21 protein-coding genes and 1 riboswitch are annotated in these 22,567 nt (G+C 71.4%); of the genes, 1 reads left to right on the top strand and 20 read right to left on the bottom strand.

Annotated features, from left to right (window positions below; all coding sequences use genetic code 11):
* Window positions 1–10: 10 nt before the first annotated feature.
* The 3 genes from cobM to cbiE are packed head-to-tail and all read right to left on the bottom strand — an operon-like array spanning window position 11 to window position 2,333.
* A complete protein-coding gene (gene cobM, locus FHY02_RS05065) occupies window positions 11–778 on the bottom strand; it encodes a precorrin-4 C(11)-methyltransferase (RefSeq protein WP_183920766.1) in 768 nt (255 codons plus the stop codon).
* Window positions 775–1,149: a cobalamin biosynthesis protein gene (locus tag FHY02_RS05060; RefSeq protein ID WP_311721330.1), complete on the bottom strand. Its 375-nt coding sequence runs from the start codon at window positions 1,147–1,149 to the stop codon at window positions 775–777. The genes cobM and FHY02_RS05060 overlap by 4 nt, the downstream gene beginning before the upstream one ends.
* Window positions 1,131–2,333, bottom strand: coding sequence for a precorrin-6y C5,15-methyltransferase (decarboxylating) subunit CbiE (gene cbiE / locus FHY02_RS05055; RefSeq protein ID WP_183920765.1), 1,203 nt, complete (start codon window positions 2,331–2,333; stop codon window positions 1,131–1,133). The genes FHY02_RS05060 and cbiE overlap by 19 nt, the downstream gene beginning before the upstream one ends.
* Here cbiE and FHY02_RS05050 point away from each other — a divergent pair.
* Window positions 2,332–3,081: a cobalt-precorrin-6A reductase gene (locus FHY02_RS05050; RefSeq protein ID WP_183920764.1), complete on the top strand. Its 750-nt coding sequence runs from the start codon at window positions 2,332–2,334 to the stop codon at window positions 3,079–3,081. The genes cbiE and FHY02_RS05050 overlap by 2 nt on opposite strands.
* Here the strand turns inward: FHY02_RS05050 and cobJ are convergent.
* The 17 genes from cobJ to zapE all read right to left on the bottom strand — a co-directional run bounded on the left by cobJ (window position 3,057) and on the right by zapE (window position 22,412).
* A complete protein-coding gene (gene cobJ / locus FHY02_RS05045) occupies window positions 3,057–3,809 on the bottom strand; it encodes a precorrin-3B C(17)-methyltransferase (protein WP_183920763.1) in 753 nt (250 codons plus the stop codon). The genes FHY02_RS05050 and cobJ overlap by 25 nt on opposite strands.
* Window positions 3,806–4,531: a precorrin-2 C(20)-methyltransferase gene (gene cobI / locus FHY02_RS05040; protein ID WP_183920762.1), complete on the bottom strand. Its 726-nt coding sequence runs from the start codon at window positions 4,529–4,531 to the stop codon at window positions 3,806–3,808. The genes cobJ and cobI overlap by 4 nt, the downstream gene beginning before the upstream one ends.
* Complete coding sequence (locus FHY02_RS05035) at window positions 4,528–5,157, bottom strand: precorrin-8X methylmutase (protein WP_183920761.1); 630 nt, start codon at window positions 5,155–5,157, stop codon at window positions 4,528–4,530. The genes cobI and FHY02_RS05035 overlap by 4 nt, the downstream gene beginning before the upstream one ends.
* Window positions 5,158–6,444 carry a cobalamin biosynthesis protein CobG gene (locus tag FHY02_RS22855; RefSeq protein ID WP_260172616.1) on the bottom strand — a complete coding sequence of 429 codons (1,287 nt, stop codon included), beginning with the start codon at window positions 6,442–6,444 and terminating at the stop codon, window positions 5,158–5,160.
* On the bottom strand, window positions 6,441–9,872 hold the full coding sequence (gene cobN / locus FHY02_RS05025; RefSeq protein WP_183920760.1) for a cobaltochelatase subunit CobN: 3,432 nt from the start codon (window positions 9,870–9,872) through the stop codon (window positions 6,441–6,443). The genes FHY02_RS22855 and cobN overlap by 4 nt, the downstream gene beginning before the upstream one ends.
* A gap of 7 nt (window positions 9,873–9,879) precedes the next feature.
* Window positions 9,880–10,917: a cobalamin biosynthesis protein CobW gene (cobW, locus tag FHY02_RS05020; protein WP_183920759.1), complete on the bottom strand. Its 1,038-nt coding sequence runs from the start codon at window positions 10,915–10,917 to the stop codon at window positions 9,880–9,882.
* Between the two features lie 172 nt (window positions 10,918–11,089).
* Window positions 11,090–11,324, bottom strand: a riboswitch (cobalamin riboswitch).
* Window positions 11,325–11,384: 60 nt separating this feature from the next.
* Window positions 11,385–11,834, bottom strand: coding sequence for a DUF4126 family protein (locus FHY02_RS05015; RefSeq protein ID WP_183920758.1), 450 nt, complete (start codon window positions 11,832–11,834; stop codon window positions 11,385–11,387).
* A gap of 262 nt (window positions 11,835–12,096) precedes the next feature.
* Window positions 12,097–12,390 carry a GCN5-related N-acetyltransferase gene (locus FHY02_RS05010; protein ID WP_183920757.1) on the bottom strand — a complete coding sequence of 98 codons (294 nt, stop codon included), beginning with the start codon at window positions 12,388–12,390 and terminating at the stop codon, window positions 12,097–12,099.
* Between the two features lie 10 nt (window positions 12,391–12,400).
* A complete protein-coding gene (locus FHY02_RS05005; RefSeq protein ID WP_183920756.1) occupies window positions 12,401–12,607 on the bottom strand; it encodes a molybdopterin-binding protein in 207 nt (68 codons plus the stop codon).
* 11 nt (window positions 12,608–12,618) lie between these two features.
* Window positions 12,619–14,019 carry a dihydrolipoyl dehydrogenase gene (gene lpdA, locus FHY02_RS05000; protein ID WP_183920755.1) on the bottom strand — a complete coding sequence of 467 codons (1,401 nt, stop codon included), beginning with the start codon at window positions 14,017–14,019 and terminating at the stop codon, window positions 12,619–12,621.
* A 95-nt stretch (window positions 14,020–14,114) separates the two neighbouring features.
* Window positions 14,115–14,402 carry a GIY-YIG nuclease family protein gene (locus FHY02_RS04995; protein WP_311731774.1) on the bottom strand — a complete coding sequence of 96 codons (288 nt, stop codon included), beginning with the start codon at window positions 14,400–14,402 and terminating at the stop codon, window positions 14,115–14,117.
* Window positions 14,403–14,503: 101 nt separating this feature from the next.
* Entirely contained in the window at window positions 14,504–15,745 is a 1,242-nt protein-coding gene (odhB, locus tag FHY02_RS04990) for a 2-oxoglutarate dehydrogenase complex dihydrolipoyllysine-residue succinyltransferase (RefSeq protein WP_183920754.1), read from the bottom strand.
* A 77-nt stretch (window positions 15,746–15,822) separates the two neighbouring features.
* A complete protein-coding gene (locus tag FHY02_RS04985; RefSeq protein WP_183920753.1) occupies window positions 15,823–18,795 on the bottom strand; it encodes a 2-oxoglutarate dehydrogenase E1 component in 2,973 nt (990 codons plus the stop codon).
* A 124-nt stretch (window positions 18,796–18,919) separates the two neighbouring features.
* Window positions 18,920–19,810 (bottom strand): succinate--CoA ligase subunit alpha, encoded by an 891-nt coding sequence (gene sucD / locus FHY02_RS04980; RefSeq protein ID WP_132907666.1) that lies wholly within the window; start codon window positions 19,808–19,810, stop codon window positions 18,920–18,922.
* Between the two features lie 66 nt (window positions 19,811–19,876).
* The gene (locus FHY02_RS04975; RefSeq protein WP_183920752.1) at window positions 19,877–20,173 is read right to left on the bottom strand and encodes a GIY-YIG nuclease family protein; all 297 of its coding nucleotides are present in this window, start codon (window positions 20,171–20,173) and stop codon (window positions 19,877–19,879) included.
* 53 nt (window positions 20,174–20,226) lie between these two features.
* Window positions 20,227–21,192, bottom strand: coding sequence for a malate dehydrogenase (mdh, locus tag FHY02_RS04970; protein ID WP_183920751.1), 966 nt, complete (start codon window positions 21,190–21,192; stop codon window positions 20,227–20,229).
* A gap of 125 nt (window positions 21,193–21,317) precedes the next feature.
* Complete coding sequence (gene zapE / locus FHY02_RS04965; RefSeq protein ID WP_183920750.1) at window positions 21,318–22,412, bottom strand: cell division protein ZapE; 1,095 nt, start codon at window positions 22,410–22,412, stop codon at window positions 21,318–21,320.
* Window positions 22,413–22,567: the final 155 nt, after the last annotated feature.

The raw sequence follows: 22,567 nt of genomic DNA, 5'->3' as shown, positions 1-22,567 counted from the left end.
AGACCCGGCGTCACGCCGCCGGCCCCGCGGCGGGGCGGAAGCGTCGGTCATAGTCGGGCGCATAGAGCCGGCTCTCGTCGAAGCACTCGGCGCCGAGCGCGCGACCGACGAGGATCAGCGCGGTGCGCTCGGGTCCGCCCGCCGCGGCGTCGGCGAGCGTCGCCAGCGTCGCGCGCACCACGCGCTCGTCGGGCCAGCTCGCGCGCCACACCACCGCGGCGGGGCAGTCGCCACCGTGGGTCGGCAGCAGCGTCTCCACCACCTCGGCGAGCCGATGAATCGAGAGGTGGATCGCCAGCGTCGCGCCGGTCGCGGCGAAGGCGGCGAGCGTCTCCGTCGGTGGCATCGCGCTGGCGCGGCCGGGCGTGCGCGTGAGTACCACCGACTGCGCGATGCCAGGCAGCGTCAGCTCGCTCTCCAGCGCGGCCGCCGCGGCCGCGAAGGCGGGGACGCCCGGCGTCACGGTGACCGGTATCCCGAGCGCGCGCAGCCGACGCAGCTGCTCGCCCATCGCCGACCAGACCGACAGGTCGCCCGAGTGAAGTCGCGCCACGTCCTGCCCCGCGGCGTGCGCGGCAACGATCTCGGCGACGATCGCGTCGAGCGACAGCGGAGCGGTGTCGACGATCCGAGCGCCGGGCGGACAGTGGCGCAGCACTGCGGCCGGAACGAGCGAGCCGGCGTAGAGGCAAACCGGCGCGGCGGCGATAAGGTCGCGGCCGCGCAGCGTCAGCAGGTCGGGCGCGCCGGGGCCGGCACCGATGAAATGAACGGTCATGAAGTTCCTATGGCGAGCGCGCAGGTGGCGCGTCGATCGGGGGAGACGAGTCGCGTCGTGAGCAGGCGGGCACCCGGACCGGCGGCGTGGAGCGCGGTCGCTTCGGCGACGCTGCCGGTACCGCGGGCGGTGACGCTAGCAGGCGAGCGGGTCGGCGTGACAGTCGCTGCGAGCGCCGCATCAGTGATCGGAACGACGGGTACGCCGAGCGCGCGCGCGAGCGGCGCCAGCAGTGCGACGCGGTCGGCCGGGGCGGCGAGGCGGTCGACCGATCGCCCCTGCGCCGCGGCGGCGAAAGCGGCGGCGAGCGACTCGGCGGTGGCGCTGGCACGGCAGCCGAAGCCGGCGACGATCACAGCGTCACGCTCCACTGCACGATCGGGAAGCTGGCGCGCCAGCCCCGCCGCGTGCCAAGCGCGGCCGCCTCGGCCAGCTCCACCCGCAGCAGCGCGCCGCCCTGCTGCACGTGCCGGGCGGCGAGTAGCGCCTCCGACTCGAGCGTCACCGCGTGCGCCACCAGGCGGGTGCCACCAGGCAGCGAGTGGAACAGATAGTCGAGCAGCGCATCGCAGAGTCCCCCGCCGACGAACACCGCGTCGGGCGGCGGCAGCCCGGCCAGCGCGTCGGGTGCTGCTCCCACGACCAGCCGCAGTCGATCGACCCCGAGCGAGTCGGCGTTGGCGCGGGCGCGGGCGGCGCGGACCGGGTCGCGCTCGATCGCCACCGCCGCGGTGCGTGGGTGGGCGAGCAGCCATTCGATCGCGATCGAGCCCGAGCCCGCGCCGATGTCCCACAGCAGCTCGCCCGCGCGCGGCGCGAGTGCGGAGAGCGCCAGCGCCCGCTGCGGGCGCTTGGTGAGTTGGCCGTCGTGCGCGAACCAGTCGTCGGCGAGCCCGCTCGCGCGCGGCATCACGCGGCCCTCGCCCGCCACCGCGATGGCGAGTGCGACCGGGTGCGCGACGTCGTCGAGGCCCCATGCCGCGGCGGCGGTCGTGCGCACCCGCTCGCGCGCGCCGCCGAGCGCTTCCAGCACCGTCACCGCGCTCGCGCCGAAGCCCTGCGCGGCGAGATAGCGTGCCATCTCCGCCGCGGCATCACCGTCGCGCACCAGCACGATCGCGCGCTCGCCCGGCGCGAGCAGCGGGCGCATCCGACCGGGCCGCGCGGCGTGCAGCCCGAGGCAGGCGGTCTCCTCCAGCCGCCAGCCGAGCCGTGCCGCCGCCAGCGCGAAGGTCGAGCGCGCGGGATGAGCGACCCACTCGTCGCGCGCGAGCAGCGCGGTGACGGTGCCGCCGGCGCCGAACCAGAACGGGTCGCCCGAGGCGAGCATCACCGTCGGTCGGCCGCGCCGCGCCAGCAGCCGCTCGACTCCGTGAGCGAAAGGAACGGGCCATGGCTCCCTCGTCGCCGTCAGCTCGGGCAGCAACGCGAGCTGGCGCGGCGCGCCGATCACATGCGCGGCGGCTTCCAGCGCGGCGCGGCTTGCGGCGCACAGCCCGCCCGGTCCATCCTCGCCGATCCCGACGATCGTCAGCCACGGATCCCGCTCAGCCATGCCGTACCTCCTCATCCTCGGCGGCACCACCGAGGCGAGCGCGCTCGCCGCCGCGGTCGCCGCGCGAGGGGTTCGCGCGACGCTGAGCTACGCCGGCCGCACCGCCCACCCGCGCGCGCAGCCGGTGCCGGTGCGCGTCGGCGGATTCGGCGGCGTCGCAGGACTCGCCGCCTGGTTGTTCGCCGAGCAGGTCACTCATGTCGTCGACGCGACCCATCCCTTCGCCGCGCAGATCAGCGCCAACGCGGTCGCCGCCGCGGCGCAGGCGAGCGTGCCAATCATCGCACTGACCCGGCCGCCGTGGCACGCCGGCGCGGGCGATCGCTGGACGCACGTCGCCGACCTCGACGCCGCGGTCGCCGCGCTGGACGGACCGCCGCGCCGGGTGATGCTGGCGCTCGGGCGAATGCACGTCGAACGCTTCACCGCGCGGCCGCAGCACCATTATCTGCTCCGCTTCGTCGACGCGCCGGAGCGCGCGCCCGCGCTGCCGCACCACCGGCTGGTGATCGACCGCGGTCCGTTCACCGCGGCGGCCGACCAACGGCTGCTGCAAGCGCATGGCACCGAGCTGATCGTGTGCAAGAACGCGGGCGGCGACGGCGCCGCGGCCAAGCTCGTCGCGGCCCGCGCGCTCGGCCTGGCGGTGCTGATGATCGACCGCCCCGCGCTGCCGCCGCGGCGGACGTGCGAGAGCGTCCCCGCGGTGCTCGACTGGCTCGATCACGCCACCGACCGCGGCGTGTAGAGCCAGGGCGCGCCGGCGCGTTCGATCAGCCGCGTCCGGCTCGAGCCGACGATCACCAGCGTCCGCATGTCCGCCATGTCGCCGCGCGCCTCCGGCAGCGGCACGACCCGCAGCGATTCCGCGGGCGTGGTCACCGCGCGCGCGAACAGCACCGGACGTGAGTCAGCACAGGCCGCGCGCAGTACCGCGAGCGCGCGATCGAGCCCATCCGGACGCGCGGCGGAGCGCGGGTTGTAGAGCGCGATCGCGAAGTCGGCCTCCGCCGCCAGTCGGAGGCGCTGCTCGATCAACGCGGCGGGCTTGAGATTGTCCGACAGGTTGATCGCGCAGAAGTCATGGCCGAGCGGTGCACCGGCGCGCGCGCTGGCGGCGAGCATCGCGGTGATCCCGGGCAGCACGCGCACGTCGAGCGCGCGCCAGCTCGGCTCGCCCGCCTCGATCGCCTCGAACACTGCCGCCGCCATCGCGAACACACCGGGATCGCCCGACGACACCACCACGACCCGCGCGCCGCCCGCGGCGAGCGACAAAGCGTGGTGCGCGCGATCCAGCTCGACACGGTTGTCCGTTTCGTGGCGGGTCAGCCCGGGTCGCGGTGTGACGCGGCGGACATAGGGAATGTAGCCGATCACGTCGGTCGCCGCGGCGAGCGCAGTGCTCACCTCGGGCGTGACGAGCGCCTCGTCGCCCGGCCCCAGCCCCGCGATGGCGAGCCAGCCCGCGCTCACGGGCGCCGCCCCTGGCCATGGACGAGCACGATCGCGAAATAAGGCGCGGTCTCGCCCGCCTCGGCGAGCGGCACGACGCGCTGCTCGGGCATGGCGGCGTGCTCGACCAGCCAAGCCGCATCCTCGCGCCCGGCGGCGGCGAGCGCGCGGCGTAGCTTCGGCAGGTGGCGGCCGACCTTCATCACCACCAGCGCGTCGGTGTCGCGCACGCGGCGGGTCAGCTCGGCCTCGGGCAGGGTCGCGGTGGCGACGGTGAGCACGTCATCGCCCCAGGTGATCGGCGCGCCGCTGGCCGTCCAGGCGCCCGACATGCCAGTGACGCCCGGCACCACCGCCACCGGCACAACGCCGGCGAGCCGCGCGTGGAGATGCATGAACGAGCCGTAGAAGAACGGGTCACCCTCGCACAACACCACCACCTCCTCGCCGGCGCGGGCGAGCGCGGCGAGATGGGCGGCGCTCTCGGCGTAGAAGGCGGCGAGCTGCGCGTTATAGGCCGGATCGCTCACCGACAGCTCGGTCGTGACCGGATATTCCATCGCATATTCGACGACATCGGCGCGCAGCATGCCCTCCACCAACCGGCGCGCGTGGCCAGGCCGCCCGCGCTTGCGGAAGAAGGCGAGGTGGCGCGCGCCGCGCACCAGCCGGTCGGCGCGGACGCTCATCAGGTCCGCCGCGCCCGGTCCGAGCCCGACGCCGTGGATCGTGCCCGCGCTCATTCGGCCGCGCTCGCCAGCGCGTTGACCGCCGCGACCGTGATCGCGCTGCCGCCGAGCCGGCCCGTCAGGGTCGCGCAGGGCACGGGCGCCTCGCACCACAGCGCCTCCTTCGACTCGGCAGCGCCGACGAAGCCGACCGGGCAGCCGATAATCGCGGCGGGGCGCGGGCAGGCGGGGTGGTCGAGCATCGCGAGCAGGTGGAACAGCGCGGTCGGTGCGTTGCCGATCGCGATCAGTGCACCGCCGAGGTGCGGGCGCCACAGCTCCAGCGCCGCGGCGGAGCGCGTGGTGTTCAGCGCCGCGGCGAGCGGCGGCACCGCGGGATCGTGCAGCGTGCAGATCACCGCATTGTCGGCGGGCAGCCGCGCGCGCGTGACCCCCTCGCTGACCATGCGCGCGTCGCACAGGATCGGTGCGCCCGCCGCCAGCGCCGTCCGGGCGGCGGTGGCGAAGCCGGGCGAGAAGCGGATGTCGCCGGCGAGGGCAACGAGACCCGCGGCGTGGATCATCCGCACGGCCACGGGCTCCTCCTCGGCGGAGAAGCGTGCGAGCTCGGCCTCGGCGCGGATGATCGCGAACGACTGGCGGTAGATCGTCGCGCCGTCGGTCTCATAGGCGGGTCGCATTCAATCGGCTCCGAGATGGGTGAGCAGCGCCGCGGGGGTCAGGCCGCGAAGGAGGGGAAGCGAGTCAGCGCGCCCGTCGCGAACGAGGTCGTAGCGACCGCCGCGCCCCACGATCGTGAGCGCCGCGGGTGCGCTCCGGGCGCAGCCCTTGGGGCAGCCGGAGACGTGGATCGGTCCGGCCACCGACGCCGCGGCGAGCCGGTCCGCGAGCGCGCGGGTGACGACGCTCGCCTGCGGGCACGCGGGTGCACCGACGCAGGCGGTGACGGTGGAAGGGGCAGGCGCTGAAGCTTGCAGCCATCGCGCGTCTACTGGTGCCGAGCCGCTGACGCGAACCTCATCCTCGCCTGCAAGGGGAGGGGGACCAGCCGAAGGCTGGTGGAGGGGTGTCGCCTCTGGTGAGCCGAGCGACATACCCACGCCGCGACACCCCTCAGTCACGCCTTCGCCCTGCCACCTCCGCTTGCCGGGGAAGATGTCAGAAGAGCTTGGCGGCGCCGGCGGCCGCGCCGCTTCACACTCCAGCAGCAGCGAGCGCCACGGCGTGATCCGTAGCGCCTCGACTCCAACGGCGAGCGATGCCAACTCAGCGCCCGTGAGGCGACCGTAGCGCGGCGTCACCTGCTCGCTCTCCACCTCGCCCGCGAGCGGCCCCACGCCCAAAGCAGCCCAGTTCGGCAGCACCGCCGCATGCCGCGCCATTCGCCCCGCTGCCGCGCCTCCGCTCGCGACGAACCAGTCCGCCAGTGTTGCGATCGCCTCGACCTCCTGCCCATGCTTCAGGCGCACGCCGGTCGCTCGCCCGTCAGCGCGCAGGATCAGCCCGCCGCCGTCGCCGCGTTCCAACCGCAGGTCCGCTGGCGTGCCGCCCAGCACCGCGCGTTGACCCGCGTCGACCGCGATCCCGAACTTGGCCGGAAGCGATGGCAGTTCAGCCCGCCGCGCCATCAGCGCGCGCGCTACCCGATGCGTGTCGTCGCCCTCCCGCCAGTCCGGCGCCACCGTGAGCGCGACCGCCTCGATCGCGGGGTCGGGGTCGACCAGCCCGGCCGACACCAGGCGATCCACCGCCGCGCGCCAGCCGGCCTCGTCGAAGCCGCGCAGCTGAAGCGCCGCGCGACGCGTGAGGTCGATCGCGCCGTTGCCGTAGCCCGTCGCCAGTTCGGCGACGAGCAGCGCCTGCGCGCGTGTCAGCCGCGCCAGCGGTGGCCGGACGCGGAGCAGCAACCCGTCGCCCGCGAGCATCGGCCGCCACGCGCTCGGGCACCAGCCGCGCACCTTGCTCATGCCCTATCCCCGAGCGCGGCCACGATCGCGTTGCGTCGGGTCGGCCATAGCCCCGAGCGGTGCAGCGCCAGGAAACGGGCTTCCATCGCGGCCAGCGCCGCCGGATTGGCAGCGGCGAGAAAGTCACGCACCGCCGCGTCGCCGAGCGTGGCATCGTGGTAGAGGTCGAGCAGCGCGGGCGGGACGATGCGCGCGAGATGCGCGAAGGCGGCGAGATGGTCGAGCGTCGCCGCGATCTCGGCCGCGCCGCGATAGCCGTGGCGCCTCATACCGGCGAGCCAGCGCGGGTTGCCGGCGCGCGCGCGCATCACTCGCGCGATCTCCTCGCCGATCGGCCGCGCGCGCGGGCGCGTCGGGTCGCGGCTGTCGAGGTGGAGCAACCGCGCCTCACCGCCCAGACTGGCCTTGGCCGCGGCGAAGCCGCCGACATGCGCGGCGACCTCCGCTGCGGTGAGCAGGTCGCTCTCGGGCAGATCGTGCGGGTGGATCAGCGCCGTCGCGGCGACCACGCGGCGGCGCAGGCCGGGGGCGTCGTCGAGACCCGCCGGCGTCGCGACGGCGTCGTCATAGGCGTGCGACGAGGCGGCAAGCCACCGCTCGCCAGCGGCGGCGCGCCCCGGTTCTCCGTAGCGCTCGGCGCTGTCGCCGAGCGCGACGCCATAGTCACCGGGCGCCGGGCCGTAGACCCGCGGCTCGGCCGCCGCGCCGACGAAGGGGTTGCGGTCGCGCGGCTCGTCGCGGGCGTGGAGCGCGCGCACGGCCTGGCCGAACAAGGCGCAGAGCGGCGCGAACGTGTCGCGGAACAGGCCCGATATCCTCAGCGTCACGTCGATCCGCGGCCGGTCGAGCAGCGCCAGCGGCAGGATCTCGATCCCGGTCACGCGATCCGAGCCATGATCCCATAGCGGCGCGGCGCCGAGGAGGTGAAGCGCCATCGCGAACTCCTCGCCAGCGGTGCGCATCGTGGCCGAGCCCCACAGGTCGACCACCAGCGCCCGCGGGTAATCGCCCTCGTCCTGCAAGTGGCGGCGCAGCAGCTCCTCGGCGAGAGCGACGCCCTGACGGTGCGCCGCGCGCGATGGGGTGGCACGCGGGTCGACGCCATAGAGGTTGCGCCCGGTCGGCAGCACCGCGGCGCCCCGCGCGGGCGAGCCCGCCGGCCCCGGGGCAACGCGCCGGCCGTCCAGTGCCGCGAGCAGTCCGTCGCGCTCGTTGGCGCCGCTCTCGCCACGGCCGTAGACGTGGAGCCCGTCGCCGAAGCGCGCGTCCTTCACGTCGCAGACGAAGGCGTCGATGCGGGTGACCCGCTCGGCGTCGCCGGCGCAGGCGGTGAGATCGAGCTCGGCGGCGAGCCCGGTCGCCGCTGCCTCGTCGGCGATGTCGCCGATCAGCCGCGCGCGTCGCGCCGGATCGAGCCCGTCGGCGGCGGAGAATTCGTCGAGCAGCAGCTCCAGGCGCCCGAGCCCCACGCCCGTCTCGGCGCGTACCAGCGGCGGGGGCAGGTGCCCGAGCGTCACTGCGGCGGCGCGGCGCTTGGCCTGTGCGGCCTCGCCGGGATCGTTGACGATGAAGGGATAGATCAGGGGGGTCGGGCCGATCAGCGCCTCCGGCCAGCATTCGTCCGAGAGTGCCACCGCCTTGCCCGGCAGCCACTCGAGCGTGCCATGCGCGCCGACATGGACGATCGCGTCGCTGCCGCGCGCGCGCAGCCAGAGATAGAAGGCGACATAGGCATGGCGCGGGACGCGGGTGACGTCGTGATAGTCGCCGCCGCGCGCGCGCGGGTCGCCGCGCTCCGGCTGGAGCGCGACGAGCGCGTTGCCGCGCTGAAGGGCGGCGAAGTGGAAGTGGCCATCCGCGACGGCGGAATCGTCGTCGGGCGCACCCCAGGTGGCGGTCAGTGAGTCCTGGAGAGCGCGGGGGAGGGTAGCGAGGGCGCGCTCATAGTCGGCGAGCGGCCAGGCGAGGGAAGCTTCCTTGCCCACGAAGTGGAGAGGGCGATCGTCACCACCTGCCGAAACCACCCCGGCAGACGCCGGAGTCCAGGTGGGGAACGTCGCGGTGCTATCACGGGAGCCTCCCCGCCTGGACCCCGGCGTTCGCCGGGATGGCCTAGCGATGAGCCCGCCCGGGTGCACCCCATACAGCGGCTCGATCCCGCCAATCTCAACATCATAGCCCGCTTCGGCCAGGTCGCGCAGCAGCGCCTCGGCGGAGGCGAGCGGGTCGAGCCCGACCGCGTGCGCCAGCTGGTAGCCCTTGCCTGGGTAGGTGGAGAGCACCAGCGCGATCCGCCGCTCGCCGCGCGGCCTGCGCCCGAGCGCGACCCAGCCCGCGACGCGGTCCGCGATGGCGGCGACCCGCGCCGGCTCGGCCCGATGCACGCGCCGGGCGAACTCCAGCACCGGATCGCGCGCGCTCGCATCCTTGAAGCTCGCCACCCCGGCGAAGACCCGTCCATCCACCTCGGGCAGCACCACGTGCATCGCGAGGTCAGCCGGCGAGAGCCCCCGCACCGCCGCGGCCCAGTCGGACCGATCGGACGTCGCCAGCGCCACCTGGAAGACCGGCGCACCCGCGGCGTCGAGCGGGGACGCATCCTCGGCGTCACCCGCGGCGAAGGCGGTGGCGCTGACGATCGCCTCGGGCGCGAGCGCGGCGACCCAGCGCCGCAGCCAGCCGCGTGCCTCTGGCGCCTTGAGCGAGGGGACGAAGAGCGCCGCCGCAGGCAGCTCGCGCGCGGCGAGCGCCTGGCTCAGCGCCGCGATGGGCGCGACATCACCGGCGAGCAGATACGAACGGTAGAAGACGATCAGCGCACGCGGCCGCTCCACTGCGAAAGCGAGCGCGGCGGGGCAGGTGGGCGCGGCACCCTCCGCCCAGGCACCCACCGCGGCGAGCGGCGATGTCTCCGCCGGCAGCGCGGCGTCGAGCCCGGCGGCACGCGCGAGCAGCCCCAGCGCGGCGCGCGCCGCCTCGGCGCCGCCCGCGTCGCAGTGCCGCGCCAGCGCGCGCAGCTCGGCGGGCGGCAACGTCGAGGCGGCGTCGAGCGCGGCGTCCTCGCGCCCGTCCGCGGCGAGCACCGCCAGCGCGATGCCGCGCTCCTGCGCCAAGCGCGTGAGCTGCTGCAGCCCGTAGCTCCAGTAGGAGCGTCCACCGATCAGCCGAACCAGGATCGCGCGCGCGTGGGCCAGGGTCGTCTCGACATAGGTGTCGACCGAGAGCGGGTGCGTCAGCTCGGCGAGGTTGGCGAGCCGCAGCGACGGCAGCGCCGCCCCGCTCGCCGAGGCGGCGTGCCAGCCGACGGCAAACGCCTGCAGGTCGCTGTCCGAGAAGGACAGGACGACGAGATCGGCGGGCGACTGCGCGAGGTCGCGCGGCGCGGCCGCCGCGTCGAGCCCGTGCGTCTCGCGGAAGAGGACGTGCATGGCTGGCTCAGCCGGCGAGCGCCGCCCCGACGATCGCGGCGTCGACCCGCCCGCGCTCGGCGATCACCACCAGCCGTGTGCGGCGCGGCTCGTCGGCGCGCCACGGCCGGTCGTAGCTGGTGCGCACGCGCGCGCCGACCGCCTGCACCAGCAGCCGCATCGGCTTGCCGCGCACCGCCGCATAGCCTTTCACGCGCAACACGTCGTGGTCGCGCGCGAACGTCGCCATCCTCGCGGACAGGGCGGCCGGGTCGTCGATCTCGCCCAGCTCGTGGACGAGGCTGTCGAAATCGTCGTGCTCATGGTCGTCGAAGCCGTCGTGGTGCGACGGGCGCGCGGCGAGGTCGTCCTCCGCCGCCGCGCCGAGCCCGAGGATCACACCGGGATCGATCGCGCCGTCGACCAGTGCGACGACAGGCACCGGTCGCGGCGCCTCGGCCACCACGACCGCGCGCGCCGTCGCCACCGCGTCCGGGCCGGCGAGATCGGCCTTGGTGAGCAGTACCACGTCGGCGCAGGCGAGCTGATCCTCGAACACCTCGGCCAGCGGCGTGTCATGCTCGACCTCGACGTCCGCGGCGCGCTGTGCGGCGACCGCGGCGGGATCGGGCGCGAAGCGGCCGGCGGCGACCGCCTCGGCGTCGGCCAGCGCGATCACGCCGTCCACCGTCACGCGCGAGCGGATCGCGGGCCAGTCGAATGCCTTGAGCAGCGGTTTGGGCAGCGCCAGCCCCGAGGTCTCGATCAGAATATGGTCCGGGCGAGGCTCGAGCGCGAGTAGCCGCTCGATCGTCGGGATGAAATCATCCGCTACGGTGCAGCAGATGCATCCGTTGGCAAGCTCGACGATGTTCTCCGCCGGACAGTCGGGAATGGCGCATTGCTCGAGGATGGCGCCGTCGACCCCGAGCGTGCCGAACTCGTTGACGACGACGGCGAGCCGCCGCCCGCCGGCGTGGCGGATGAGATGGCTGATCAGCGTGGTCTTGCCCGCGCCGAGGAAGCCGGTGACGACGGTGACGGGAACCTTGGACAGGTCGCGCAATGATGTTCCTTCGGGGCGCCGCGACGAGTGCGTGGACCGGGGCCGAAGGTCGGCCGGCGCGCACCACGGACGGGCGCCCGCCGTCGCCCGTGCCACGCGCCGCTGCGGCCCCGGCCGCATGGCTTCGTCGCTCAGACGGAACACCGTGCCCGGCCATCCCCTGGACCAAAGGCAAGAGCGACCCTGCGCCGGCAGGTATCCTGGCTCGCGGGTCGTCGCTCCCGGCACGGCCTTCCCGGGGCGGGGCGAACCCCGCACTCCAGTGACCGCCTCCGGCCTTCGCAGGAGGCATGTGCCGCTCGCTCGCCGCTCACAGTTGCAGGGACAGCCGCGGATTTGGGGAGTAATCCCGTCACCGCATTCCCATTTGAGCCCCTCGTCGGGGCACCGGCGCGATCGTGGGACCGGATACCGGCCCCGCCGCGCGGCGTAGCCGATCGCCGCGTCGCTGCCAATATGTCGCGGCGTCAGCGCGCGACACGTACCGCCACTGCGGCGGTGCCGAGTGCGATCGCGTCTTCCACGACGCCTGTGGCGGTCTGGCCGTAACGGCGCATCGCCGCTGCCCGCGCGCGGAAGGTGAGGTAGGAGGCTCCGGCCGCGACCCCGGCGCCGAGCACGGCCGCGAGCGTGCGCTGCCTTCTTGGCGCGAGGCTCGCCGCCGCGAAGGCCCCGGTCGCGACGCGCGCGACCATGCCGGGCAGGATGATCCGGTCGGGCGCGGTCTTCATCTTGTCGCCGGCGAGCTCACCCGCGGCGAGCGCCAGCGTGCCCGCGGAAACGAGCGGGTGCGCGAGCAACGCGGGCGCGCCACCGCCGCGCGGCAGTTCACCGCGACGCGCGGCGTTGGCGACGGTGGCGAGCGGAGTCATCGCGCGCATGCCCGAGACGGCGGCGATCAACAGCGAGGCGAGCATGGCGGGTATTCTCCGTGGCAATGCGGCGACAACCGGCAAGGCGGGGGAGAGTTCAACGCGGTCTGGGCTCCTCCGTGCGTACAATGGTCCGGGAGCTGTTCGGAGCGGGACAGTGTAGAACGGGGACGGTGTGGCTGCGCGGCTGTGGCTGCCCGCGATCAACGACCGGCGGTAGATGTCTATTCCTACCGGTGCGTCAGACGAGCCGGGGTGTTACGCGAACTCGGCGACGGCGACGCAGAGATGGCGTGCGCGCGGGACGCTACACCTTCCTCCGCCACACCAGCGACTGGCGGTTCAACGCCGCAAGATCCGCGTCGCCCGCCACGACCGCCTCACCCAGTGCGACGGCCGCGTCGAGCTGGGCGTCGGTCGCGTGGCGATAGGCCGGGCGTGCCGCTATCGCGTCATACCAGCGTTCCCCGCAGGCGTGGTCGAGCAGGATGCGCTGGAAGCAATGATCCGCGTGAACGGGCCAGCCGCGCGCGCGCGCCAGCCCCGGCATCACCTCGCGGGTGAGCGCGAGCCAGCGGCGCTCGCGCTCCTCGCGCGTCACGCCGGCCGGCTCACTTGCCGATCAGGACGTCGCTGGCCTTCACCACGACGGTAACGGCATCGCCCACCGCGAGCGCGAGCTCGGCGATCGCCTCCTCGGTGATCGCGGCAGTGACGGTGTTGCCCCCGCCGATGTCGACCTTGACCGTGCCGTTGACCGCACCCGGCGTGATCGCGGTGATCGTGCCGCTGATCTGGTTGCGCGCGCTGAGCTTCATGCTGCCCGACCTCAGATATGGATCGGCTTGCCGGTGACCGCCATCGCGGCTTCCTTGATCGCCTCAGAATGCGTCGGGTGCGCGTGGCAGGTGTAGGCGATGTCCTCGCTGGTGGCGCCGAACTCCATCGCCTGCGCCGCCTGCGCGATCATCGTGCCGCCGACGGTGGCGATGCACCACACGCCGAGCACGCGATCGGTCTTGGCGTCGGCGATCACCTTCACGAAGCCGTCGGGCTCGTGGTTGGTCTTCGCGCGGCTGTTGGCCATCATCGGGAACTTGCCGACCTTCACCTCGCCGCGCTCGCGCGCGACCTCCTCGGTGAGGCCGACGCCCGCGATCTCGGGCCAGGTATAGACCACCGAGGGGATCACGTCGTGGTTCACGATGCCATGCTGCCCGGCGATGTTCTCGGCCACCGCGATGCCCTCGTCTTCGGCCTTGTGCGCGAGCATCGGGCCGGGGACGACGTCGCCGATCGCCCAGATGCCGTCGACCTTGGTGCGGAAGTCGTGGTCGATCTCGACCTGGCCGCGCTGGTTGGTGGCGAGCCCGGCGGCCTCGAGGTTGAGCCCGTCGGTGTTGGGGCGGCGCCCGATCGACACCAGCACGCAATCGGCCTCGAGCGTGGTCGCCTCGCCGCCCTGCGCGGGCTCGAGTGTCAGCACCGCCTTGCCGCCCTCGACCGCGACGTTGGTCACCTTGGTCGAGAGCCTGAACTCGATCCCCTGCTTCTTGAAGATCTTGTTCGACTCCTTGCGGATGTCGCCGTCGAAGCCGGGCAGGATCTGGTCGAGGAACTCGACGCAGGTCACCTTGGCGCCGAGCCGGCGCCACACCGAGCCGAGCTCGAGCCCGATCACGCCGCCGCCGATCACCACCATATGCTCGGGTACGCGCGGCAGCTCGAGCGCGCCGGTCGAGTCGACCACCACCTGCTGGTCGATCGTCACGCCGGGCAGCGCGGTGACCGATGAGCCGGTCGCGATCACGATGTTCCTGGCGGTGACGCGCTGGTCGCCGACCGAGACGCTATGCGCGTCCTGGAAGGCGGCGCGGCCCTTGAGCCAGGTCACCTTGTTCTTCTTGAACAGATATTCGATGCCGCCGGTGAGCTGCTTCACCGCGTCGCGGCGCTGCCCATGCATCGTCTCGAGGTCGAGCTCGACCTGGGTCTTGATGCCCAGCTTGGCCATCGCGCCGTTGGCGGCATGGTCGTACAGCTCGGAGGCGTGGAGCATCGCCTTGGAAGGGATGCAGCCGACGTTGAGGCAGGTGCCGCCCAGCGTCTCGCGGCTCTCGGCGCAGGCGGTGCGGAGCCCGAGCTGCGCGGCGCGGATCGCGGCGACATAGCCGCCCGGCCCGGCGCCGATCACGAGAACGTCATAGTCGTACTGCTGTTCGTCAGCCATCACTCTGCTCCATCGTGCTCCTGCGTACGCAGGAGCCCAGGGTTATCGCGAGGCGCCCTCTGTGGCTCTGGGCTCCTACTTGCGCAGGAACACGATCAGAACAGCGTCTCGTACAAATCCTTCCAGCCTGGATTGGACCGCTCGATGAGGTCGAGCTTCCAGGCTCGCTTCCACTTCTTCAGCTGCAGCTCGCGTTGCCGCGCATCCTGTATGTCGTCGTGCGCCTCGTACCAGACAAGCAGCGTGCAGGCATATCGTTTGGAGAAGCCGTCAATGAGACCGTTACGGTGTTGATACGCTCGGGCCGGGAGGCCGCTGGTCACTCCGACGTACAAGGTGCCGTTGCGGCGACTTGCCATCAGGTAGACGTAACCGGGCTTCACCCCTTCATTCTAGACCGTGTTCCTGCGCACGCAGGAACCCAGGAATAACGAACGTCACGCTTGTAACCCTGGGCTCCTGCGTGCGCAGGAGCACGGGGAACTTACAGGTCGATCAGAATCCGCGTCGGGTCCTCGATCGCGTTCTTGAGCGCGACCAGGAAGGTCACCGCCTCGCGGCCGTCAATCAGGCGGTGGTCGTAGCTCAGCGCGAGATACATCATCGGGCGCACCACCACCTGGCCGTCGCGGACCACCGGGCGCTCCTCGATGCGGTGGAGGCCGAGCACCGCCGACTGCGGCGGGTTGATGATCGGGGTCGACATCAGTGAGCCGAACACGCCGCCGTTCGAGATGGTGAAGGTGCCCCCCTTCATCTCGTCCATCTTGAGCGTGCCGTCCTTGGCGCGCTTGCCGAAGTCGCCGATCGTCTTCTCGATGCCCGCGACCGACAGCGCCTGCGCGTCGCGGATCACCGGGACGACGAGGCCATTGGGCGCCGACACCGCGACCGAGATGTCGGCATAGTCGTGGTAGACGATCTCGTCGCCCTCGATCGAGGCGTTGACCGACGGGATGTCCTTCAGCGCCATCGTCGCGGCCTTCACGAAGAAGCCCATGAAGCCGAGCCGGACGCCGTGCTTCTTCTCGAACAGGTCCTTGTACTTGGCGCGCGCCTCGATCACCGCGGTCATGTCGACGTCGTTGAACGTCGTCAGCATCGCGGCGCTGTTCTGCGCCTCCTTGAGGCGCTTGGCGATGGTCTGGCGCAGGCGCGTCATCTTGACGCGCTCTTCCTTGCGACCGCCCGAGGTCGCCGCGCCCTGCGGCGCCGGCGCGGCACTCGTCTCGGCGGGCTTGGTCGAGGCCGCGGCGGCGACGTCCTCCTTGGTGAGGCGGCCGTCCTTGCCGGTGCCCTTCACGGTAGAGGGATCGACGCCGTGCTCGAGCACGGCGCGGCGCACCGAGGGCGACAACGCGGCGGGCGCGTTGGTGGTTACCGGCGTCTCGCCATGGTTGCCGTAGCCGCCAGCGACCGGCGCCGCCGCTTGGGGGGCGCTCGCTGCCGGGGCGGGAGCGGGGCTGGCCGACGCAGCAGCGGCGCCGTCGCCGCTCTCGATCGTCGCGATCAGCGCGCCGACTTCGACCGTGTCACCCACCTTCACCGCGTGCTGGCCCATCACGCCCGCGACGGGGGAGGGAACCTCGACCGAAACCTTGTCGGTCTCGAGGCTGGCGATGGGCTCGTCGGCGGCGACCGCCTCGCCCGGCTGCTTCAGCCACTCGCCGACGGTGGCCTCGGTGATCGACTCGCCCAGCGTGGGGACCAGAACTTCGGTTGCCATTGTGTACCTCGTCATCCCGAGCGCGGGGTCTAGCATCAAACGGGGCGTCCCGGCGCGGCGCCGGGACGCTGGATCGATCAGGCGGTCGGCTGCGCCGCCTTCTTGGTGGTGTCGAGCTCGCGCGTGCGGCGGATCTCGTCGCGCACGTTATGCCCGAGCGCGTCGGCGATCAGCGCGCCCTGCTCGGCCTGGTGGCGCTTCATCAGGCCGGTCGCGGGCGAGGCCGCGGCGGCGCGGCCGGCGTAGCGCGGGCGCGCCACGCGCGACCTGGCCATGCCCAGCGCTTCCTCGATCAGTGGCTCGACGAAGAACCAATAACCGTTGTTGCGCGGCTCCTCCTGCGCCCAGATCACTTCCTCCAGCGCGGTCAGGCGCGACAGCCGCTCGGCCAGCGCGTCGGACGGGAAGGGGTAGAGCTGTTCGATGCGGACGATCTGCGTCTCGGTGTCACCCGCGGCGTCGCGCGCCTCGATCAGGTCGTATGCCACCTTGCCGGTGCACAGCACCAGCCGCTTGGTCTGCGCGTCGGGCGCGCCGTTGGTGTCCGACAGGATGCGGCGGAAGTGCGTATCGCCGACGAAGTCCGCCGCACTGCTGACCGCCAGCTTGTGGCGCAGCAGCGACTTGGGGGTGAACACCACCAGCGGCTTGCGGAAGTTGCGGTGCATCTGCCGGCGCAGCAGATGGTAATAGTTCGCCGGCGTGGTGCAGTTGGCGACCTGGATGTTGTCGCCCGCGCACAGCTGGAGGAAGCGCTCCGGTCGCGCCGAGCTGTGCTCCGGGCCCTGGCCCTCGTAGCCGTGCGGCAGCAGCATCACCAAGCCATTGGCGCGCAGCCACTTGGCCTCGCCCGCCGCGATGAACTGGTCGATCATGATCTGCGCGCCGTTGACGAAGTCGCCGAACTGCGCCTCCCACAGCACCAGGGTCTTCGGGTCGGCGAGCGCGTAGCCGTACTCGAAGCCGAGCACGCCATATTCGGACAGCGGGCTGTCGAGCACCTCGAAGCTGCCGTGCGGCACCGTCCACAGCGGCACGTATTTGTGCTCGTCGTTCTGGTCGACCCAGACGGCATGGCGCTGCGAGAAGGTGCCGCGGCCTGAGTCCTGGCCCGACAGGCGCACGCCATAGCCCTCGTGGAGCAGCGAGCCGAACGCCAGCGCCTCGCCCGTCGCCCAGTCAAAATTCTCACCGGTCGTGAACATCTGGCGCTTGGCGTCGAGCACGCGAGCGAGCGTCTTGTGGATCGTGATGCTGTCGGGGACGGTCGTCAGCGTGCGGCCGATCGAGTCGAACAGTTTCTGCTCGATCCCGGTGTCGACGCTACGGCGCGAACTCTCCGCGTCGGCCGGCGCGTGCAGCCCCGACCAGCGGCCCGCGAACCAGTCCGCCTTGTTGGGCTTGTAGCTCGCGCCCGCCTCGAACTCACCCTCGAGCAGGGTGGTGAACTGGCCGACATTGTCGTCGATGAACGCCTGGTCGACGACGCCTTCGGCGATCAGCCGCTTGCCGTAGATCTCGCTGACCGGCGGATGGCTGCGGATCGCCTTGTACATCAGCGGCTGGGTGAAGCCGGGCTCATCGCCCTCGTTGTGGCCGAAACGGCGATAGCACCACATGTCGATCACGACGTCGCGGTGAAACTTCTGGCGATACTCGATCGCGATCTTGGTCGCGAAGGTGACCGCCTCGGGATCGTCGCCGTTGACGTGGAAGATCGGCGCCTGGACGCCCTTGGCCACGTCCGACGGGTAGGGCGACGAGCGCGCGAACTGCGGGCTGGTGGTGAAGCCGATCTGGTTGTTGATGACGAAGTGGACGCAGCCGCCGGTGTTGTAGCCGCGGATCCCGGAAAAACCGAAACACTCCCAGACGATGCCCTGGCCCGCGAAGGCAGCGTCGCCGTGGATCAGCACCGGCAGCGAGCGCGCATGCGTGTCGAGGTCCTTGGCGATCGTCTGGATCGCGCGGATCTTGCCGAGCACCACCGGGTCCGCCGCCTCGAGGTGCGACGGATTCGCCACCAGCGACATATGGACGTGATGGCCGTCGAACTCGCGGTCGGTCGAGGTGCCGAGGTGATACTTCACGTCACCCGAGCCGCCGATGTCGTCGGGGTGCGCCGAGCCGCCGGCGAACTCGTGGAAGATCACGCGCAGCGGCTTGGCCATGACGTTGGCAAGCACGTTGAGCCGGCCGCGGTGCGCCATGCCGAACACGATCTCGTTGACGCCCGCGGCGCCGCCGTACTTGATCACGCTCTCGAGCGCGGGGATCATGCTCTCGCCGCCGTCGAGCCCGAAGCGCTTCGTCCCGACATACTTGCGGCCGAGGAACTTCTCCCACTGCTCGGCCTCGATCACCTTGGTAAGGATCGCCTTCTTGCCGGCGGTGGTGAACTCGACGCCCTTGTCCTTGCCCTCCATCCGCTCCTGGAGGAACTTGCGCTCCTCGACGTCGGCGATGTGCATATATTCGAGGCCGACGTTGCCGCAGTAATTGGCGCGGAGCGTGTCGACGACCTCGCGGATCGTCGCCCATTGCAGCCCGAGCGAGCCGCCGAGATAGACCGGGCGGTCGATGTCGGCGTCGGAGAAGCCGTGATAATCGGTCTTGAGGTCGGCGGGCAGCTCGCGCGCCGAGGACAGGCCGAGCGGGTCGAGATTGGCGGCGAGATGGCCGCGCACCCGATAGGTGCGGATCAGCAGCTGCGCGCGGATCGAGTCCGCCGCGGCCTTGACGATCGCGTCCTGCGACGGGGCAGGGGCCGCGGGCGCGGCGGGCGCGGGCTTGCCACCCTTGGCGGGCTTGGGCGCGGGCTCCATCTGCGTCGGGTCGAGCCCGGCGGTGAGGTCGTCGGTGGTGGTGAGCGGCCAGCGCTTGCTCTGCCACGACGGCGCGTTCATCGACCCCTCCAGCCCCTCGAAGAAGCCGCGCCAGCCGGTCTCGACCGAGTCGGGCGATTCCTTGAAGCGGGCGTAGAGCGCGTCGATGAACGCCGGGCTGACGTTACCCGCGATGTCGCTGAAATCCTGGCCTTCGTAGCCCATGTCACGCATCCTCGACCGCTCGACTATTGGGGTCGCCACCCCGGCGCGAGGCCGGGGTCCAGGGCCGCGAACGGCCCGCTGGCCGCCCTGGATCCCGACCCGCGTCGGGATGACGTCAGTTCAATTACTTATTGAGCACGCTCAGCAGCGTCGAGCCCAGCTCGCTGGGGCTCGCCGCGACCTTGATGCCGGCCGCTTCCATCGCCGCGATCTTGTCCTCGGCGCCGCCCTGGCCGCCCGAGACAATCGCGCCGGCGTGGCCCATGCGGCGCCCCGGGGGGGCGGTGCGGCCCGCGATGAAGCCCGCCATCGGCTTGCTGCGGCCGCGCTTTGCCTCGTCGCGGAGGAACTGCGCTGCCTCTTCCTCGGCCGAGCCGCCGATCTCGCCGATCATGATGATCGACTGGGTCGCCTCGTCGGCGAGGAACAGCTCGAGCACGTCGATGAAGTTGGTGCCGTTGACCGGGTCGCCGCCGATGCCCACCGCGGTGGTCTGGCCGAGCCCGGCGTTGGAGGTCTGGAACACCGCCTCATAGGTCAGCGTGCCCGAGCGCGACACGACGCCGACCGAGCCCTTCTTGAAGATATTGCCCGGCATGATGCCGATCTTGCACTCGCCCGGCGTCAGCACGCCCGGGCAGTTCGGGCCGATCAGTCGCGACTTGCTGCCCGACAGCGCGCGCTTGACGCGGACCATGTCGAGCACGGGGATGCCCTCGGTGATCGCGACGATCAGCGGCACCTCGGCGTCGATCGCCTCGAGGATCGAGTCCGCGGCGAAGGGCGGCGGCACGTAGATCACCGACGCGGTGGCGCCGGTCTTGGCGACCGCCTCGGCGACGGTGTCGAAGTTCGGCAGGCCGAGCTCCTCGTGCGTGGTGCCGCCCTTGCCGGGCGTCACGCCGCCGACCATCTGCGTGCCATAGTCCAGCGCCGCCTTGGTGTGGAAGGTGCCGGTCTTGCCGGTCATCCCCTGGGTGATGACCTTGGTGTTCTTGTCGACGAGGATGCTCAAGTCCGTCTCCCTAGATCGGGCGATGTGCGTGCCCCGGCGAAGGCCGGGGCCCAGTTGCAATGGCGGTCATGACGACGCGATACGATCGTACAGGTCGTCCCACTCGGGATTGAACCCTTCGATCTCGCGCAGCTTCCATGCCCGCTTCCACTCCTTCAACTGCAGCTCGCGATGTCGGGCTGCCTCGATGCTCTCATGCGCCTCATACCAGACGAGGCGATGACAGTGATGCTTCTTGGTGAAGCCGCCGATGACGCCGCTGCGATGCTCCCAGATACGTTTGGGCAGGTCGCTGGTGACGCCGATGTAGATCGTGCCGTTGCGTCCGCTCGCCATGATGTAGACGAGGCCGGCCTTCTCCACCTCGGGACTTCTCCCAACTGGGCCCCGGCCTTCGCCGGGGCACAGCTATTCGTTCAAGCCCCCAGCGAGCCGTCGATGCCCTTGCACGCCACAAGCAGTTCCTTGACCGCGTCGACCGAGACCTGGAGGTTGGCCTTCGCCTCGTCCGAGAGCGAGACCTCGACGATCTTCTCGACGCCACCCGCACCGATCACCACCGGCACGCCGACGTACAGGTCGTCGATGCCGTACTGGCCGGAGAGATGCGCCGCCGCCGGCAGGATACGCTTCTGGTCGTAGAGATAGGCCTCGGCCATCGCGATGCCGCTGGTCGCCGGCGCGTAATAGGCCGAGCCGGTCTTGAGCAGCGCGACGATCTCGCCGCCGCCGCCGCGCGTCCGCTTGATGATCTCGTCGACCTTCTCCCTGGTGGAGAAGCCCATCGCGATCAGGTCGCTGACCGGGATACCGCTGACGGTCGAATATTCCAGCACCGGCACCATCGTGTCGCCGTGACCGCCGAGGACGAACGTGTTCACGTCCTTGACCGACACGCCGAACTCCTCGGCGAGGAAGTGGCTGAAGCGCGCGGAATCGAGCACGCCCGCCATGCCGACCACCTTCTGGTGCGGCAGGCCGGAGAACTCACGCAGCGCCCACACCATCGCGTCGAGCGGATTGGTGATGCAGATCACGAAGGCGTCGGGCGCGTTGTCGCGGATGCCCTCGCCGACCGCCTTCATCACCTTGAGGTTGATACCGAGCAGGTCGTCGCGGCTCATGCCGGGCTTGCGCGCGACACCGGCGGTGACGATGATCACGTCGGCGCCAGCAATGTCGGCATAGTCGTTTGACCCCTTGATCGAGGCGTCGAAGCCCTCGACCGGACCGCACTGGCTGAGGTCGAGCGCCTTGCCCTGGGGCACGCCCTCGACCACGTCGAACAGGACGATGTCGCCCAGGCCCTTGAGTGCTGCGAGGTGCGCGAGCGTGCCGCCGATATTACCGGCGCCGATCAGCGCGATCTTTTTCCGGGCCATCCCATCCCTCTCTGATGCCGAGCCGTGAATGGAACAGCCGCCTACGCCCTTCGGCCGCATCCGGCAACCCGCTAAAACCGCCCAGGCCAAGTTAAGTTGCACATCGTTCGCAGGAGCAATAGGGCTTAGCCGGTGCCATGGCCCTCGCTCAAGTAGCTCTCGGAGCGCATCTCCTCAAGGCGGCTGGCGGTGCGGCGGAACTCGAAGGCGCCGTCGCCGCGCGGGTAGAGCTGGTCCGGCTCGGCGTCGGCGGCGGCGAGCAGCTTGACCTTGTGCTCGTACAGCGCGTCGATCAGCGCGACGAAGCGCGCGGCCTCGTTGCGGTTGTCCGGGCCGAGGATCGGGATGCCGACGAGGATGACGGTGTGATAGCGCCGCGCGACCGCGAGATAGTCGGCCGCCCCACGCGCCTCGCCGCACAATTTCTTGAAGGCGAACACCGCCACGCCCTTGAGCGTCTTGGGAACGCGCAACGTGCGGCCCTGCACCACCAGCTCCTCGCTGGGGACGTGATCGCGGTCCTCAGGCGGATAGTCGGTGAGGCGGTAGAAAGCGGCGGAGAGCTCCGCCGTGGCCTGCTCACCGTTGGGGACGAGCCAGGTCTTGTGTGCACCCAGCCGGTGGCGGCGGTAATCGACCGGGCCGTTGAGCGCGAGCACGTCGAGCCGCTCCTGGATCAGCGCGATGAAGCCGAGGAAATGCTCTCGGTTGAGGCCGTTCTTGTAGAGGTCGGCGGGGGCGCGGTTGGAGGTGGTGACGACGGTCACGCCGGCCTCGATCAGCGCGGTGAACAGCCGCGACAGGATCATCGCGTCGGGCGAGTTGGTCACCATCATCTCGTCGAAGGCGAGCAGCTGCGCCTCGTCGGCGAGCGCCTCCGCGACGGGGAGGATCGGGTCGCCTTCCTCCTTGCGCCGCTCGACCGCGATGCGCGCGTGCACCTCGAGCATGAACTCGGCGAAATGGACGCGGCGCTTTTTCGCCACCGCGACGTTGGCGAAGAACAGGTCCATCAACATCGACTTGCCGCGGCCGACGTCGCCCCACAGATACACGCCCTTGGCGGGAACGCGCCGGCGGCGGAACAGGCCGATCGTGCGGGGCTTCTCCAGCTCCTGCGCGAGCATGTCGAGCCGCAACGCGGCGGCTTCCTGCTCGGGATCGGGGCGGAGCTCGTCGTCGGCGATCAGGCGCCGGTATGCGTCACTTACTTTTCCCATCGTCACCCTTCGCGGCGCTGCACCGCAGCATGGTGACGTCTGTGGGGTCAGCGGGCGAGGGGATCAAGCCTCGCGACGGTGACGTTGTGTGGCGCGGGCGGAGCAGAGCTGACCTGTTGTGGCGGTGGGTGCTCGCCCACGTCGTGCTCCGGCGG

This window comes from Sphingomonas sp. BK069 (assembly GCF_014193405.1).
Taxonomy (GTDB): Bacteria; Pseudomonadota; Alphaproteobacteria; order Sphingomonadales; family Sphingomonadaceae; genus Sphingomonas.
This window is presented reverse-complemented; position numbering and strand designations above follow the sequence as displayed.

What these genes read in the sequence shown, in the direction of transcription:
- cobM (WP_183920766.1), bottom strand. Translation starts at nt 778, where the DNA reads ATGACCGTTCATTTCATCGGTGCCGGCCCCGGCGCGCCCGACCTGCTG.
- FHY02_RS05050 (WP_183920764.1), top strand. Translation starts at nt 2,332, where the DNA reads ATGCCGTACCTCCTCATCCTCGGCGGCACCACCGAGGCGAGCGCGCTC.
- cbiE (WP_183920765.1), bottom strand. Translation starts at nt 2,333, where the DNA reads ATGGCTGAGCGGGATCCGTGGCTGACGATCGTCGGGATCGGCGAGGAT.
- cobI (WP_183920762.1), bottom strand. Translation starts at nt 4,531, where the DNA reads ATGAGCGCGGGCACGATCCACGGCGTCGGGCTCGGACCGGGCGCGGCG.
- FHY02_RS05035 (WP_183920761.1), bottom strand. Translation starts at nt 5,157, where the DNA reads ATGCGACCCGCCTATGAGACCGACGGCGCGACGATCTACCGCCAGTCG.
- FHY02_RS22855 (WP_260172616.1), bottom strand. Translation starts at nt 6,444, where the DNA reads ATGAGCAAGGTGCGCGGCTGGTGCCCGAGCGCGTGGCGGCCGATGCTC.
- cobN (WP_183920760.1), bottom strand. Translation starts at nt 9,872, where the DNA reads ATGCACGTCCTCTTCCGCGAGACGCACGGGCTCGACGCGGCGGCCGCG.
- FHY02_RS05015 (WP_183920758.1), bottom strand. Translation starts at nt 11,834, where the DNA reads ATGCTCGCCTCGCTGTTGATCGCCGCCGTCTCGGGCATGCGCGCGATG.
- FHY02_RS05005 (WP_183920756.1), bottom strand. Translation starts at nt 12,607, where the DNA reads ATGAAGCTCAGCGCGCGCAACCAGATCAGCGGCACGATCACCGCGATC.
- lpdA (WP_183920755.1), bottom strand. Translation starts at nt 14,019, where the DNA reads ATGGCTGACGAACAGCAGTACGACTATGACGTTCTCGTGATCGGCGCC.
- odhB (WP_183920754.1), bottom strand. Translation starts at nt 15,745, where the DNA reads ATGGCAACCGAAGTTCTGGTCCCCACGCTGGGCGAGTCGATCACCGAG.
- FHY02_RS04985 (WP_183920753.1), bottom strand. Translation starts at nt 18,795, where the DNA reads ATGGGCTACGAAGGCCAGGATTTCAGCGACATCGCGGGTAACGTCAGC.
- mdh (WP_183920751.1), bottom strand. Translation starts at nt 21,192, where the DNA reads ATGGCCCGGAAAAAGATCGCGCTGATCGGCGCCGGTAATATCGGCGGC.
- zapE (WP_183920750.1), bottom strand. Translation starts at nt 22,412, where the DNA reads ATGGGAAAAGTAAGTGACGCATACCGGCGCCTGATCGCCGACGACGAG.